Origin of the sequence: Microbacterium esteraromaticum (genome assembly GCF_900163815.1) — a bacterium.
Classification (GTDB): domain Bacteria; phylum Actinomycetota; class Actinomycetes; order Actinomycetales; family Microbacteriaceae; genus Microbacterium; species Microbacterium esteraromaticum_B.
In genome coordinates, this window is record NZ_FUKO01000002.1 from 15156 (window position 1) to 28742 (window position 13587).

A 13587-nucleotide genomic window follows, 5' to 3' on the forward strand; every position below is an offset into this window, starting at 1 on the left:
GGTGGCGCGACCCCTCCAGCCTACCGGTCTCGCCTGCGCGCGCAGACGATACGCTGAGACATGATGAGCAAGCGCGCGAGCAGTCCCGAAACCCCGATCGGCCGATTCGATCGAGTCCTGGCCTACACGGCGCTGACTCTCGCGGCAGCATCCATCATCTGCTTCTTCGCGATCATCATCGGCACCGCCAGCGGCATGAGCCAAGCCGCGTTCGGCGGTGGAGTGTGGCCGTTCGTCGCCGCTCTGCCCTTGTTCGGACTTCCCCTGGCGTTCGTCATGATCATCACACTGCTGATCATCAGCTTCGTGCGAAAGGGCCGCGCGGGCGGCACACGGTCCTGACGCCGATGAGCACCCACGCGCGCCCGCTGGCTGATCGGCTGGCCGCGACGAGCGACGCGCAGCTCGAGGAGCTGCTGCGGTTGCGCGCGGTGCCCGCGGACGTCGACTGGGATGACTTCTTCGACGCCGCGGAAGCACTGCTCGAGAGCGGATCGATCGAGCGCGCGCTCGTCGCGTTGACGCGCACGGAGGCGCAGCTGCTGCGTGCTGCCGCTCAGGGGAAGGCGGATGCTGCGGCGGTGAGCGCGCTGGCTTCCCTTGCGCTCGTCGACGGCGAGGGAAAGGTGCAACCGCCGGTCGCTGCGCTCGTCATGGCTCAGCCCGATGTTCCGCCCGTGGTCGGTGCCGATGCCGCATCCGCTTCTGCAACCTCTGCCGCTCGTGCCGCCGAACGTGCGTTCACGACGATCGGCAGTCTCGCCGACCTCGTGCTGGCCGCTCGCACGACCCCGCTCGTCCTCGTTTCGACAGGAGCGCTGAGCGCTACCGAAAAGCGTCGGTTCACCGATATCGGAGATCTGAACGATCTGCGAGAACTCGCGGAGATCGCCGGTCTCGCGCGTGCCCACGACCGCGAGTTGCGCGTCACTGATCTTGCCGACGACTGGCTCGCATCGTCGTTCCCCGAGCGCTGGTCGCATACCGTCGCCGCGTTCCGCCATGCGCTGCCCCGCGGCGTCCGCGCGGCAGCGGGCTGGGTGCCCATATCGGAGTGGGAGGGCGCGCATCCGTGGGACGCTTCCTGGCCTGCGCGCGCGGTCCGCTGGCGAGAACTGGCGACCCGGCTGGGACTGATGGCGGCCGATGGCACGGAACCGGAATGGACGGCGGTTCTGCGCAACGGCGGCGAGGTGGACACCTCTTCTCTGGAGTCGTTGCTGCCCACCGAGGTCGACCGACTGTTCCTGCAGAACGATCTCACCGCGATCGCCCCGGGTCCGTTGCAGCCCGCGCTCGATACCCGACTGCGCTCGATGACCGAGCATGAATCCGCGGTTCAGGCATCGTCATATCGCTTCACCGCGGATTCCATCTCGCGCGCCCTGGCCGATGGCGAGACAGCGCACAGCATCGTGCAGTTCCTGAGCGAGGTCTCACTGACGGGGCTGCCGCAGCCGTTGGAATACCTCGTGTCGCAGACGGCTGCGCGCCACGGACTCGTGCGCGTTCGCCCGGATGAGACCGACGGCACCGTCGTCTCCAGCACCGATCTGCACCTGCTCGACGCCATCGAGGTCGACCGCAACCTGCGACCGATGGGTCTCATTCGCAGCGGCGCGCACCTGGTCACCCGGGTGGGTGCGGAGACCGTCGCCTGGGCACTGTCGGATGCTCGCTATCCGGCGACCCTCGTCGACCGAGACGGCGTCATGGTCGCGACAAGCAGACGACGCGCTGCCCCCAGCGCGCCTGTCGAGCCGGTGTCATACGGTCCACTCATCGCGCGACTGCGGGCTCAACAGGGACCGGATTCGGATGCTGCCTGGCTGGACCGTGAACTCGAGGCGGCCGTGCGCGCCCGCGCGCTCGTGCTCGTGGAGGTGGCGATGCCCGATGGAACCAGCCGGGAGATGACGCTGGAGGCCTCTGGCATCGGTGGCGGCCGGCTGCGCGGACGAGACCGGGCAGCCGATGTCGAGCGCACGCTGCCGGTGCGCAGCATCCGCTCGGTCCGCGTGCTGGAGAGCTGACCCGCTCGCGAGGCCGCTAGACTGGTCTGCTATGTCAGATGGCCCTTTGATCGTCCAGAGCGACCGCACGGTGCTGCTGGAAGTCGCGCACGCCGATGCCGAATCCGCGCGCCACGAACTGGCGATCTTCGCCGAGCTCGAGCGCGCCCCCGAGCACATCCACACCTACCGCATCACGCGCCTGGGGCTGTGGAATGCGCGGGCCGCCGGGCACACCGCCGACGACATGCTCGAAACGCTCGAGCGCTGGTCCCGGTTCCCGGTGCCGCCTTCGGTGGCCGTCGATCTGCGCGAGACGGTGAACCGCTACGGACGCCTGGTCATCGAGCGCGACGACGAGGGCACGCTGGTTCTGCACTCCAGCGACCCCGCCGTGCTCGCGCAGGTGGCGAACAACAAGCGCATCCAGCCGCTGCTGATCGGCCATCCGACGCCTGAGAGCTACGTGGTCGATGCCTGGGCCCGCGGACAGATCAAGCAGGAGCTGCTGAAGATCGGCTGGCCCGCCGAGGATCTGGCCGGCTACACCCCCGGCACGCCGCACGAGATCGACCTCGATGAGAGCGGCTGGCACATGCGCCCTTACCAGCGTGAGGCCGTCGATGCGTTCACGAAAGACGGCTCCGGCGTCGTCGTGCTCCCCTGCGGGGCAGGCAAGACGATCGTCGGCGCGGCAGCCATGGCCGCGACTCGCACGACGACCCTGATCCTCGTCACCAACACGGTGTCGGCGCGGCAGTGGCGCGACGAACTCCTCAAGCGCACCTCGCTCACTCCCGACGAGATCGGCGAATACTCCGGGCAGGCTAAAGAGGTGAAGCCCGTCACGATCGCGACCTACCAGATCCTCACGGCCAAGCGGAAGGGCGAGTACGCGCATCTGTCGCTGCTCGACGAGATGGACTGGGGGCTCATCGTCTATGACGAGGTGCACCTGCTGCCCGCCCCGGTGTTCAAGCTGACCGCCGACCTGCAGGCGCGTCGTCGCATCGGTCTGACCGCGACTCTCGTCCGCGAGGACGGCCGCGAGGGCGACGTGTTCAGCCTGATCGGTCCGAAGCGCTTCGATGCACCCTGGAAGCAGATCGAGGCGCAGGGGTTCATCTCGCCTGCCGCCTGCTACGAAGTGCGCGTCGACCTGCCACCTGGCGATCGGATGGAATACGCAGCAGCATCCGACGATGAGCGGTATCGTCTTGCGGCATCCGCCCCCGCGAAGATCACCGCGGTGCGCGAGCTCATCGCGAACCATGTCGGCGAGCGCATCCTCGTGATCGGACAGTACCTCGACCAGCTCGAGACCCTGTCCGAGGCGCTGAACGCGCCGCAGATCACCGGCGCTACACCGGTCGATGAACGCGAAGAGCTCTACCGGCAGTTCCGCGAGGGCGAGATCTCGCTGCTGGTCGTGTCGAAGGTGGCGAACTTCTCGATCGATCTGCCCGAAGCATCCGTCGCGATCCAGGTCTCCGGATCATTCGGATCCCGACAGGAAGAGGCGCAGCGCTTAGGGCGCCTGCTGCGCCCCAAGCAGTCCAATCACACGGCCAGCTTCTACACGCTGATCGCGCGCGACACCATCGACCAGGACTACGCGCAGAACCGACAGCGGTTCCTGGCCGAACAGGGCTACAGCTACACGATCCTCGACGCCGACGAGCTGTCGGCAGCCTAACGCGCACTCTTTTCAGCGGGAGTCGGCCTGCTGGTCAGGCTTCAGACCGCAGCGCCAGCACGGCGCAGCGAGATCGTCGAGCAGCGCGCCGCATTCCGGACAGACCTGCGAGAGCCAGCAGGCAGGGTCGCCGCCCTGATCGTCTGGCGTATGGTCATGCTGGCTCATGCGGCCGAGGATACGCCGATATACACGTGATCGGGAGTCGGAAACAGCGTTTCATAGAGCGCCGGAGGGCGACCTCCCGCAGCTCAGATGCCGGATTTCCGAGGACAATCAGCCGCTGCAAGGGGGAAGTCACCATAATGGGGACATGACTGATGCGCGAATCCTGGTCGTCGATGACGAACCGAACATCCGCGACCTGCTCTCCCGGGGTCTCAGCTTCGCCGGTTTCAAGGTGAGGACCGTCGCAAACGGTGCGGCCACCATCTCTGCGGTTCTCGAAGAGGAACCCGATCTGATCATCCTCGATGTGATGCTGCCGGACATGAACGGCTTCAGCGTGACAAAGCGACTGCGCGGTGCCGGTTTCACCGCGCCGATCCTCTTCCTCACGGCGAAGGACGACACGCAGGACAAGATCGAGGGGCTGAATGCTGGCGGCGATGACTATGTCACCAAACCGTTCGCGCTCGACGAGATCGTCGCGCGGGCGCAGGCGATCCTGCGCCGGACGATGCAGACCGACGAGGAGTCGCTGATCCGCGCAGGCGAGCTTTCGATGGATCAGGACACCCACGACGTCTTCGTCGGCAGCGCACCGATCGAACTCAGCCCGACCGAGTTCAAACTGCTGAAGTACCTGATGCTCAACCCGAACCGTGTGCTGTCGAAGGCGCAGATCCTCGATCATGTCTGGGAGTACGACTTCAACGGCGACGCGGGGATCGTGGAGAGCTACATCTCCTACCTGCGGCGCAAGATCGATCCGCACACCGAGGAATCCGTGATCCAGACCAAGCGCGGCTTCGGCTATATGCTCAAGGTCGGCAAGACCGCCTGAGCGTCGAGACGGCGAACATGGCGAGTGGACCTGACTCCGTCACCCTGTGGTGGCGGCGCATCAGCCTGCGCGCCAAGGTCACCGGTGTCACTGTCGCCGTGCTCGCTCTGGGCTTGGTGATCGCGGGTATCGGCACGGTGCCCATCCTGCGCGGAGCGATGATCAACAACATCAACGCGCAGCTGCCAGCGCTGGCCAGCACGGGTCAGGCGGAGCGGTTCTTCGATGTGAGCTCGAACGACGGTCAGCTGGTCTTCGAACCGGCCAGCGATGCTCCCCGGGCAACGGATTTCGTCGTCGCGTTCTACAACAGCACCGACGGCTCGCCCATCGCTCAGGCGGGCGGGCAGTCCGCCGACCGTCGCCCGGTGTTCCCCGCGACATTCACGCTGCAGGCGGCGAAGGCGAAAGAAGACCAGGTGCTGCCGCTGGCCACGGCCGAGGGCCTGAGCTACAACGGTGCAGTGACGGTGCTGCCGTCCGAAAGCGCGCAGGGCTTCACCTATATTCAGGTCGTCGCTCTGCCGCTCGCCGAGGCGGATCGCATCGTCGGCACGTACTTCGCCGTGTACACGACGGTCGCTCTGGTGACGATTCTGCTGGCGGCTCTGCTGATCCGAGGGCTCGTGACGCTGACCTTCCGCAGACTCGGTCAGGTGGAGTCCACCGCCATGGCCATCGCCTCAGGCGACTTCAGCCAGCGGTTGACCGACCTCGAGCCGACCACTGAGGTGGGGCGGCTCAACACGGCGATCAACACGATGCTCGACAGGGTCGATCGTTCGCTGGCGCAACGCGATCGCACAGTGCGCAACATGCGCCGCTTCATCGGCGACGCCAGTCACGAACTGCGCACCCCACTCGTCAGCGTCCGCGGTTATGCCGAGCTCTACCGCATGGGTGCCATCCACGGTGAGGAAGACACGGCGCGCGCCATGGAGCGCATCGAGAAGGAAGCCATCCGGATGGGTGTGCTCGTCGAGGATCTCCTGGCACTTGCCCGGCTGGATGAGGAGCGGGAACGCCAACTTCAGATCACGCCACTGGATCTGCGTCCGATCGCGCGCGACGCCGCGCTCGATGTGCGCGTCGCCTCGCCCGGCCGGAAGATCACTGTGATCGACACGACCGCCGATGCACTGGGTGACGACGCAGAGCCCCCCACGGCGCGTCGTCCGCAACCACCCGCCGCGCCGACGGCCAGCGCGCGCACTGGCGCCTTGGCGAGGCTGCGACGGCGGTCACGGCCGACCGGACCCGGCACATCGACCGAGAGCATCCCCGCAATCGACTTCACCGAAGCGACGGATGCTCCTGTGCGCACGCCCCCCATCGTGCTCGGCGAAGACAATAAAGTGCGTCAGGTCGTGACGAACCTCCTCGGCAATGCCCGCCGCTTCTCCCCCGTAGAGGGACCGATCGAGATCGTCGTCGGCGTGGATCGTCGTCGCGGCGTCGGCACGATCGCGGTCGTCGATCATGGCGAGGGGATCCCCCCGCAGATCCGCGAGCACATCTTCGAGCGCTTCTGGCGCGCCGACACCTCGCGGGCGCGCGAGACCGGGGGCGCCGGGCTCGGACTGGCGATCGTGGCATCCATCGTCGAGACGCTCGAGGGCTCGGTGCGCGTCGATGAAACGCCGGGAGGAGGCGCGACGTTCACCGTCTCGCTGCCGCTCGCCCCCGCCCGGTCGACGCCGGCGCATCTGCTCGAGGAGACGCAGCCTATCGACCGCCTGGACATCTGAGAGCACTCGCCCTGCACACCTTCCGGTCGGGAAGAGTTGTGCACAGGCGTCGGGATTCCGGCCAGGCTCGCTACCGCCGCGCGTCTAGCGTCGTAATCCCAACGAGAGGAGATCTCATGTCCGTCTTCACCGTCGACACTGATGCGGTGCATGCCGCGAATGCGTCCACGCACGCCACCATCGAACGTCTGCAGGGCGAGTCAACCGCGCTGATGGCGCAGCTGACCCAGTTGCAGTCCTCGTGGACCGGTTCCGCATCGATCGCGTTCCAGCAGTGCAGCGAGCAGTGGCGCGGCGCCCAGATGCACGTCGAGCAGGTGCTGGCGTCGATCGGCGTCGCGCTCGGCTCCGCCGCGAAGCAGTACGCCGACGCCGACCTGTACTCAGCGAGCCTGTTCCGCTGAGCAGCCACCGCGGCACGCAGAAACGCCCCGGCCGAAGCCGGGGCGTTTCTGTATTCAGCTGGGTCTGATCAGGATCAGAAGTCCATGCCGCCCGACGGGTCAGCCGGCATGGCCGGAGACTTCTCGGGCTTGTCTGCGACGACGACCTCGGTGGTGAGGAACAGCGCCGCGATCGACGCTGCGTTCTGCAGTGCCGAACGGGTGACCTTCGCCGGGTCGATGATGCCCTGCGCGAACATGTCGCCGTATTCACCGGTCGCCGCGTTCAGGCCGTGGCCCGCGGGGAGCTCAGCAACCTTGTGCGACACAACGCCGGGCTCGAGTCCCGCGTTGAGGGCGATCTGCTTCAGCGGTGCTTCGAGAGCAACACGGACGATGTTCGCACCCGTTGCCTCGTCACCCTCGAGCGAAAGGCCCTCGAGAGCGCGTGCCGACTGGATCAGCGCGACGCCACCACCGGGGACGATGCCCTCTTCGACGGCAGCCTTCGCGTTGCGAACGGCGTCCTCGATGCGGTGCTTGCGCTCCTTGAGCTCGACCTCGGTCGCCGCGCCCGCCTTGATGACGGCGACGCCGCCCGCGAGCTTGGCGAGACGCTCCTGGAGCTTCTCCCGGTCGTAGTCGCTGTCGGTGTTCTCGATCTCGCGACGGATCTGGGTCACGCGACCCTCGATCGTCGATGCCTCGCCGGCACCTTCGACGATGGTGGTCTCGTCCTTGGTGACGATGACCTTGCGTGCGCGTCCCAGCAGGTCGAGAGTGGTGTTCTCGAGCTTCAGGCCGACCTCTTCGGTGATGACCTGGCCGCCGGTGAGGATCGCGATGTCCTGCAGCTGTGCCTTGCGACGGTCGCCGAAGCCTGGGGCCTTGACGGCGACGGACTTGAAGATGCCGCGGATCTTGTTCAGCACCAGGGTCGCGAGAGCTTCGCCCTCGACGTCCTCGGCGATGATGACGAGCTCCTTGCCGTCCTGGATCACCTTGTCGACGATCGGCAGCAGGTCCTTGATGTTGCCGATCTTCTGGTTGGCGATGAGGACGTACGGGTCCTCGAAGACCGCTTCCTGGCGCTCCGGGTCCGTCACGAAGTACGGGTTCAGGTAGCCCTTGTCGAAGCGCATGCCCTCGGTGAGCTCGAGCTCGGTGCCGAACGTCTGCGATTCCTCGACGGTGACGACGCCTTCCTTGCCGACCTTGTCGATCGCCTCGGCGATGAGCTGGCCGATCTCGGGGTCAGCGGCGGAGATGGATGCGGTGGCCGCGATCTGCTCCTTGGAGTCGATCTCCTTCGCGTGCTCGAGCAGGTCTGCGGTGATGGCCGCAACAGCCTTCTCGATGCCGCGCTTGAGCGAGATGGGGTCAGCGCCGGCTGCGACGTTGCGCAGGCCCTCGCGAACCAGTGCCTGAGCGAGAACGGTAGCGGTGGTGGTTCCGTCACCGGCGACGTCGTCGGTCTTCTTGGCGACCTCCTTGACGAGTTCCGCACCGATCTTCTCGTACGGGTCGTCGAGCTCGATCTCCTTGGCGATCGACACACCGTCGTTCGTGATCGTGGGGGCGCCCCACTTCTTCTCGAGCACGACGTTGCGACCGCGCGGGCCGAGGGTCACCTTGACGGCGTCAGCCAGAATGTTCAGGCCGCGCTCGAGGCCGCGACGGGCCTCCTCATCGAAAGCGATGATCTTTGCCATGAGTCTTTCGTCCCTCCCGGACGTAGAGGTGGATTAGCACTCTGCGTATGCGAGTGCTAACCCCAGTCTGGCACTCGACCCATGAGAGTGCAAGCCGCCCGAGTCGCTGATCCTGCCGCTGCGGATCAGTCGGCGGGAGTCTCTTCCGTGCTCTCCGGTTCCGGGACGTCATCTGACACCTTGTCCAGACCGATCACGACGGTCAGCTGTGGAAGCTCCGTGTCGTTGAGAGCGGCATAGAAATCACTCTGCTCGACCTCGGCGCCTCCGAGCACCTCGGCAAGCCCGAGGGCTGCGGACTCATCCCCTTTGTCGATATAGAACACGGTGGTCTTGTCGAACTGCTGGGTTGCGCCATCGCTGCCGAACACCGCATCCGCCGCCCATCCTTCTGCGAGCAGCTGTGTGCGCACGGACGCGACCAGCCCGCTCTGCGGCGTGGCATTCAGGATGAGCACCCGATAGGAGGTGTCGACCTCTGCGACGACTCCCGGCGTCTGCACCGAGGTGGGCTCCGCCTCGGGGAAGAGGTCGATGCGCCCCATCATCACCAGCGTGACGAAGATTCCGACCACGATCAGCACGAGCGCGACGGCGGCCGACCACAGCAGCACGACCAGGCCGTTCATTCCCGGCTGCTCGGCGCGATGCGCGCCGACGCGTCCGGAGGCACGGGGGACGTCATCGAATCTGTCGTGGGGGCGTTTTGACACCCCTCGATGCTAGCGGGGAGAACCAGGGAATCCGCACCGAGCGCCCGGGCGGCACCGCGAGCCGCGGACCCGATCAGCCGACGAAGCCGCGCATGCGGGCAGTGCGCTGCGTGCCGCGCGTATCGCGCAGCCGACGCAGTCGCCGCACCAGAAGCGGATCGAACTCGAGCGCCTGCGGTGTTTCGATGAGCCGACCGAGCAGCTGGTAGTAGCGCGCCGCACTCATCCCGAGCTGCGAGCGGATCTTCTCCTCTTTCACGCCACCGTGCCGCGGCCAGGCCGCCTCCAGCGCGAGGATCGCGCGATCGCGATCAGAGAGTTCACCGAGCATGGCCTCAGGCTACGCGGCATCCGTCGGCGCACTGCCGCGCCACTCCCACCATCGTCCCAACGGGTTGGCGTCGGCGCAGACGCGCCCGTCGACGGCCACCGCGCAGCCGCGGAATTCGCGGGCATCGATCGCCGGTTGCCAGGCGTCGTGCAGCTTCGGCTGATCGATCGTGATCCAACGTGCGTCCAGCGATCGGATGCGGTCGATCAGCGCGTGCCGCTGCATGCGCGGCAGGTAGACGAGCACCCCCGGTGTAGTGACCACGAGAGTCGCGTCGGCCGGGGCGCTTGCGGCGATTTCGTCGAGCCGCTCTGCCGCATCCCCGGCGCAGAGGAGCGGCGGATCCGCCGCGGCGATCTCGATCGCGCCGGCGATGCGGGCTGCACGGTCGTGCTCCCCCGGCCAGATCAGCGTCTCCAGCCAGCGTCGATCATCAGCATCCTGCACGTCGATCGGAGCGAGATCGATGCCCGCCCGCCAGACGATCTCCGGCATGCGCAGGCGCGGAAGATGCCCACCGACCGTGCTCGTCAGCACGACGCGCGACGGCCCATCGATCGGGTCGAGGCGAAGGCGCTCGGCTCCGTCGGCGCCGACGATGCGGAAGGAGTACCGGTCGGGGTACAGGCACAGGCCGGCCGCAGCCCCCAGCTCGAGCAGCGCGATCGGCCCGTCGATCTCGCTCAGAGCTGGCAGCAGGGGGCCCAGCCGCAGCGGTTCATTGGTCTGCACGGTGCGCCGCCCGCACTCGGCGATGACGTCGTCGGCGTGGCCCCAGACGAAGTCTCGCCAACGCGCATACGAGTCGGTCGGCGCCCCGAGCAGTCGCGTGACGGCGAACACCAGCGGCGGCTGCCGGTGCTGCTCGTCGATTCGCGCGAGCAGCTGCTGCATCTCGGCGTCGCCCGTGATACCGAGCGCCCATTCCAGATACACATCGCTGCGACCGGGCGCTTCTTCGCGGGCGAAGCGCTCGAAGCGCGCGCGCACAGCATCCGTGGTCATCTGCCCATTCTCACCGGATTGCGCGGGCAGACCCCGACGCCTCGCAGACGCGAGAGAATGGAGGCATGTCCTACAGCGTGAACAAGTCAGATGCAGAATGGCGCTCCGAGCTCGGCGACGAGGAGTATGCGGTGCTGCGCAACGCCGCGACCGAGCGGCCGTGGACCGGCGAGCTTCTCGATGAGAAGCGCGACGGACTCTACCGCTGCGGCGCCTGCCAGGCTGAGCTGTTTCAGAGCGGCACGAAGTTCGAGTCCGGATGCGGGTGGCCGAGCTTCTACGAGTCTGTGCGGCCGGAGGCTGTGCAGCTCATCGAGGATCGGACCCTCGGCATGGAGCGCACAGAGGTTCGATGCGCTGCCTGCGGCTCGCACCTGGGCCATGTGTTCCCGGACGGGTTCGGCACGCCCACCGGCGACCGGTACTGCATGAACTCGCTGGCGCTGTCGTTCACCCCGAACGAGCCGTGACCGCTCTCGACGCGGTCCGTCGCCGCGCCTCCTGGTCGAAGGTCACCGATGACGCGCCGACCCGCGAGCAGCTGCTGCCGCTGATCGAGGCGGCCGGTCGCGTGGCCGATCATTCCTCACTGCGGCCGTGGCGGCTCATCGAGCTGCGCGGAGACGACCGCCTGATCCTCGGGTCGGCGATGGCGAAGGCCGCAGATGACAGCAAGCCATCGTCCAAGCCGCTGCGCGCGCCGCTGCTCATCGCGATCGTCGCCTCGTTCCGCAAGAGCGACAAGGTGCCGCGCTGGGAGCAGGAGGCCGTGGCCTCCGGCGTGGCACACACGCTGAGCCTGCTGCTGGATGAGGCGGGCTGGGGCGTGCTCTGGCGCACGGGCGGGCTCACCCGGTCGAAGGCAGTCGCGAAAGCGCACGGCCTGTCGAAGAATGAAGAGCTGCTGGGCTGGCTCTACGTCGGCGGGAAGCCCGAGGGCAAGGACGCCGGACGCCGCAAGTTCGTGGATGCCGACGAGATGCTCACGCGGATGCCGGAGCCGAAGAAGCGCTGAGCGCCCGGCTCGGTCTCAGCGCTGTCGGCGCGGCATCGCGACGATGACGGATGCCACGGCGACGACGACCATTGCGACCAGCTGCCATATGGCGGGGCCTGCGTCGACCGGCCAGATCAGATCGATCGCGATCGAGGTCACCAGCTGGCCGAGCACACTGCCCAGACCCAGCAGCAGCACACCGGTGTGCACCACCAGGTATGCACCGAGCAGGATGTACGTGAAGCCGAGGAGCCCGCCCAGATACAGCCACGGCTCGGCAGGGAAGGCGCCGGGCATGCCGCGCACGGCGATGCTGATGACGGATGCCAGGATCAGCACTGTCGTACCGGAGATGAAGCTCATCAGCGTGGCTGACAGCGGCGAGGACACCGTGCGCGCAAGACGACCGTTGGCAGCGGCCTGCCAGGCGATTCCCGCCCCGGCGAAGAACGGCAGCAGCAGCAGCCACAGCGGCGCGTGGGCGAGCACGTCGCCGCCGAGCGAGATCGCGACGGCGGCGAGCGCAAGAAAGCCGCCGATGACCCGGCCCGGGGTGACCGCGACCACGCCGGAGGGGCCGAAGCCGATGCGGTCCAGCAGCAGACCGTGCAGGGTCTGACCGGCGACCACGCCGACGGTGAAGAGCGAGACGCCGAGGACTCCCGCGACGAAGCCCTGCGTCGACACGGTCAGCGCGCCGCAGGTGCCGCCCAGCAGCATCCAGAACGGAATGGTCCGGCGACGGATGCCGGAGAACATCCGCTTCGCGCCATCTCGAGCAGAGCGGATGCTGAGCATCAGCACCGCCAGGAAGACAAGGCCGACGCCGAATGAGACCAGCCCGGCGACGATACCGTCGTCGATGCGCACGCCGAGCACGCCATTGATGCGAGCCTGCACAGCCGTCATCGCGCCGATGGAGACCGCTCCGCCCAGCGCGATCCAGGTCGGCAGTGGGCGCGATTCGGTCATCAGCGCAACGTTACCCGAGATGCACTGCTCCGATGTCGGAGCGGATGCGTACGCTGTCTCCATGTGCGCGAGTTATGGGCTGGATCCGCGATTCGATGACCACGAGTATCGGGATGTCGTCGATGCTGCTGTGCTCGAGGGGCTTCGCTCGTGGGCCGTGGGCAATGACGGCGAGATCCTGCGACCGACGGGCAAGAATCTGCGCAATCTGAACCCGATTCTCACTGGATCCTCGGAGTTGGAACTCGCCTGGTGGGGCTACCTGGTCAATGGCGCTCCCGCGAGCTTCGCTTCGATCAACACCCGGTCAGAGCGACTCGCCAATGCCAAGGGCGACCTCCCTGCCCGCGCGATCGTGCCGGTCTCGTTCTGGCGAGAGATGGCCAAGCCCTCTCGCGTTTGGCACCACTTCACCGCTCCCGATGACGGGCTTCTGGGATTGGCCGCCGTGACCCGGCCCGGGCGCACCTCAGACGGCGTCGACTACACGTGTTACAGCATCGTGATGCAGCCGGCTGCCGCGCACCTGGCGCACGTCCACGATCGGATGCCCCTGCTGATCAGCCCGGGCTTCGCTGAGGACTGGCTCACGACGTCGAACGCACGAGGAGACCTGATCGATGCGGCGATCTCGGCATCCGCGCCAATCAACGAGACGGTCCGCGTCACTCCTGCTGAAGACGAGAAGGCAGCGCCCCGCAGCACCGGCGGCGAGCGGCTCTTCTGAGCCTCAGTCCGTCTTGTTGCGCGCGTGGAACACACCGAAGAGGATCGTCGCGACGAACAGCACGATTCCGATGACGGCGAGCCAGAACAGCCCCTTGATCAGGAAGCCGAGCACGGACAGGACCACCCAGATCACGAGCAGGAGAATCAGAAAACCGATCATGGCGCCACGCTACGCGGATTTTCCCGCCAAATGAAGATGCGTTATTTCAGAGCCGACTACGGGACTCGAACCCGTAACCCCCGTATTACAAGTACGGTGCGCTACCAATTGCGCCAAGTCGGC

16 protein-coding genes and 1 tRNA gene are annotated in these 13587 nt (G+C 66.9%); 9 read left to right on the forward strand and 8 right to left on the reverse strand.

Annotated elements, in window-relative coordinates:
- Positions 1-63 precede the first annotated feature (63 nt).
- From FM104_RS00105 to FM104_RS00115, 3 genes are read left to right on the forward strand one after another with little or no spacing between them, the layout of a single operon-like run.
- A complete protein-coding gene (locus FM104_RS00105; RefSeq protein WP_087129555.1) occupies positions 64-342 on the forward strand; it encodes a multidrug ABC transporter ATPase in 279 nt (92 codons plus the stop codon).
- 5 nt (positions 343-347) lie between these two features.
- Positions 348-2033 (forward strand): helicase-associated domain-containing protein, encoded by a 1686-nt coding sequence (locus FM104_RS00110; protein WP_087129428.1) that lies wholly within the window; start codon positions 348-350, stop codon positions 2031-2033.
- Between the two features lie 31 nt (positions 2034-2064).
- Positions 2065-3708: a DNA repair helicase XPB gene (locus FM104_RS00115; RefSeq protein ID WP_087129429.1), complete on the forward strand. Its 1644-nt coding sequence runs from the start codon at positions 2065-2067 to the stop codon at positions 3706-3708.
- A gap of 12 nt (positions 3709-3720) precedes the next feature.
- On the opposite strand, the gene FM104_RS16390 is transcribed toward FM104_RS00115, so the two are convergent.
- On the reverse strand, positions 3721-3876 hold the full coding sequence (locus tag FM104_RS16390; protein WP_179206610.1) for a hypothetical protein: 156 nt from the start codon (positions 3874-3876) through the stop codon (positions 3721-3723).
- A gap of 145 nt (positions 3877-4021) precedes the next feature.
- Here FM104_RS16390 and FM104_RS00120 point away from each other — a divergent pair, with 145 nt between their 5' ends.
- The 3 genes from FM104_RS00120 (at position 4022) to FM104_RS00130 (ending at position 6866) form a co-directional block, all read left to right on the forward strand.
- A complete protein-coding gene (locus FM104_RS00120) occupies positions 4022-4714 on the forward strand; it encodes a response regulator transcription factor (RefSeq protein WP_087129430.1) in 693 nt (230 codons plus the stop codon).
- A 17-nt stretch (positions 4715-4731) separates the two neighbouring features.
- A complete protein-coding gene (locus tag FM104_RS00125; protein ID WP_087129431.1) occupies positions 4732-6462 on the forward strand; it encodes a sensor histidine kinase in 1731 nt (576 codons plus the stop codon).
- 116 nt (positions 6463-6578) lie between these two features.
- Positions 6579-6866, forward strand: coding sequence for a WXG100 family type VII secretion target (locus FM104_RS00130; RefSeq protein WP_087129432.1), 288 nt, complete (start codon positions 6579-6581; stop codon positions 6864-6866).
- Between the two features lie 74 nt (positions 6867-6940).
- On the opposite strand, the gene groL is transcribed toward FM104_RS00130, so the two are convergent.
- From groL to FM104_RS00150, 4 genes are all read right to left on the reverse strand, one after another.
- Entirely contained in the window at positions 6941-8557 is a 1617-nt protein-coding gene (gene groL / locus FM104_RS00135; protein ID WP_087129433.1) for a chaperonin GroEL, read from the reverse strand.
- A 125-nt stretch (positions 8558-8682) separates the two neighbouring features.
- Positions 8683-9270: a LytR C-terminal domain-containing protein gene (locus FM104_RS00140; RefSeq protein ID WP_256971430.1), complete on the reverse strand. Its 588-nt coding sequence runs from the start codon at positions 9268-9270 to the stop codon at positions 8683-8685.
- A 73-nt stretch (positions 9271-9343) separates the two neighbouring features.
- On the reverse strand, positions 9344-9601 hold the full coding sequence (locus FM104_RS00145; protein WP_087129435.1) for a DUF3263 domain-containing protein: 258 nt from the start codon (positions 9599-9601) through the stop codon (positions 9344-9346).
- A gap of 9 nt (positions 9602-9610) precedes the next feature.
- Entirely contained in the window at positions 9611-10606 is a 996-nt protein-coding gene (locus FM104_RS00150; protein WP_087129436.1) for a DUF2332 domain-containing protein, read from the reverse strand.
- A gap of 65 nt (positions 10607-10671) precedes the next feature.
- Between FM104_RS00150 and msrB the strand changes: the two genes are divergently transcribed.
- Both msrB and FM104_RS00160 read left to right on the forward strand, forming a co-directional pair.
- Positions 10672-11076 (forward strand): peptide-methionine (R)-S-oxide reductase MsrB, encoded by a 405-nt coding sequence (gene msrB, locus FM104_RS00155; protein ID WP_087129556.1) that lies wholly within the window; start codon positions 10672-10674, stop codon positions 11074-11076.
- Positions 11073-11621 carry a nitroreductase family protein gene (locus FM104_RS00160; RefSeq protein WP_256971431.1) on the forward strand — a complete coding sequence of 183 codons (549 nt, stop codon included), beginning with the start codon at positions 11073-11075 and terminating at the stop codon, positions 11619-11621. Before msrB ends, FM104_RS00160 begins: the two co-directional genes overlap by 4 nt.
- 15 nt (positions 11622-11636) lie before the next feature.
- Here FM104_RS00160 and FM104_RS00165 read toward each other — a convergent pair whose 3' ends face one another.
- On the reverse strand, positions 11637-12575 hold the full coding sequence (locus FM104_RS00165) for a DMT family transporter (protein WP_179206611.1): 939 nt from the start codon (positions 12573-12575) through the stop codon (positions 11637-11639).
- A gap of 61 nt (positions 12576-12636) precedes the next feature.
- Between FM104_RS00165 and FM104_RS00170 the strand changes: the two genes are divergently transcribed.
- Positions 12637-13302, forward strand: coding sequence for an SOS response-associated peptidase family protein (locus FM104_RS00170; RefSeq protein ID WP_087129558.1), 666 nt, complete (start codon positions 12637-12639; stop codon positions 13300-13302).
- A gap of 3 nt (positions 13303-13305) precedes the next feature.
- On the opposite strand, the gene FM104_RS16395 is transcribed toward FM104_RS00170, so the two are convergent.
- Both FM104_RS16395 and FM104_RS00180 read right to left on the reverse strand, forming a co-directional pair.
- Positions 13306-13464: a hypothetical protein gene (locus tag FM104_RS16395; RefSeq protein ID WP_087129438.1), complete on the reverse strand. Its 159-nt coding sequence runs from the start codon at positions 13462-13464 to the stop codon at positions 13306-13308.
- 50 nt (positions 13465-13514) lie between these two features.
- Positions 13515-13587, reverse strand: a tRNA-Thr gene (locus FM104_RS00180).

Bases quoted from the DNA above. Each gene is read 5' to 3' on its own strand.
- FM104_RS00105 (WP_087129555.1), top strand. From the start codon at position 64: ATGAGCAAGCGCGCGAGCAGTCCCGAAACCCCGATCGGCCGATTCGAT.
- FM104_RS00110 (WP_087129428.1), top strand. From the start codon at position 348: ATGAGCACCCACGCGCGCCCGCTGGCTGATCGGCTGGCCGCGACGAGC.
- FM104_RS00115 (WP_087129429.1), top strand. From the start codon at position 2,065: ATGTCAGATGGCCCTTTGATCGTCCAGAGCGACCGCACGGTGCTGCTG.
- FM104_RS16390 (WP_179206610.1), bottom strand. From the start codon at position 3,876: ATGAGCCAGCATGACCATACGCCAGACGATCAGGGCGGCGACCCTGCC.
- FM104_RS00120 (WP_087129430.1), top strand. From the start codon at position 4,022: ATGACTGATGCGCGAATCCTGGTCGTCGATGACGAACCGAACATCCGC.
- FM104_RS00125 (WP_087129431.1), top strand. From the start codon at position 4,732: ATGGCGAGTGGACCTGACTCCGTCACCCTGTGGTGGCGGCGCATCAGC.
- FM104_RS00130 (WP_087129432.1), top strand. From the start codon at position 6,579: ATGTCCGTCTTCACCGTCGACACTGATGCGGTGCATGCCGCGAATGCG.
- groL (WP_087129433.1), bottom strand. From the start codon at position 8,557: ATGGCAAAGATCATCGCTTTCGATGAGGAGGCCCGTCGCGGCCTCGAG.
- FM104_RS00145 (WP_087129435.1), bottom strand. From the start codon at position 9,601: ATGCTCGGTGAACTCTCTGATCGCGATCGCGCGATCCTCGCGCTGGAG.
- FM104_RS00150 (WP_087129436.1), bottom strand. From the start codon at position 10,606: ATGACCACGGATGCTGTGCGCGCGCGCTTCGAGCGCTTCGCCCGCGAA.
- msrB (WP_087129556.1), top strand. From the start codon at position 10,672: ATGTCCTACAGCGTGAACAAGTCAGATGCAGAATGGCGCTCCGAGCTC.
- FM104_RS00165 (WP_179206611.1), bottom strand. From the start codon at position 12,575: ATGACCGAATCGCGCCCACTGCCGACCTGGATCGCGCTGGGCGGAGCG.
- FM104_RS00170 (WP_087129558.1), top strand. From the start codon at position 12,637: ATGTGCGCGAGTTATGGGCTGGATCCGCGATTCGATGACCACGAGTAT.
- FM104_RS16395 (WP_087129438.1), bottom strand. From the start codon at position 13,464: ATGATCGGTTTTCTGATTCTCCTGCTCGTGATCTGGGTGGTCCTGTCC.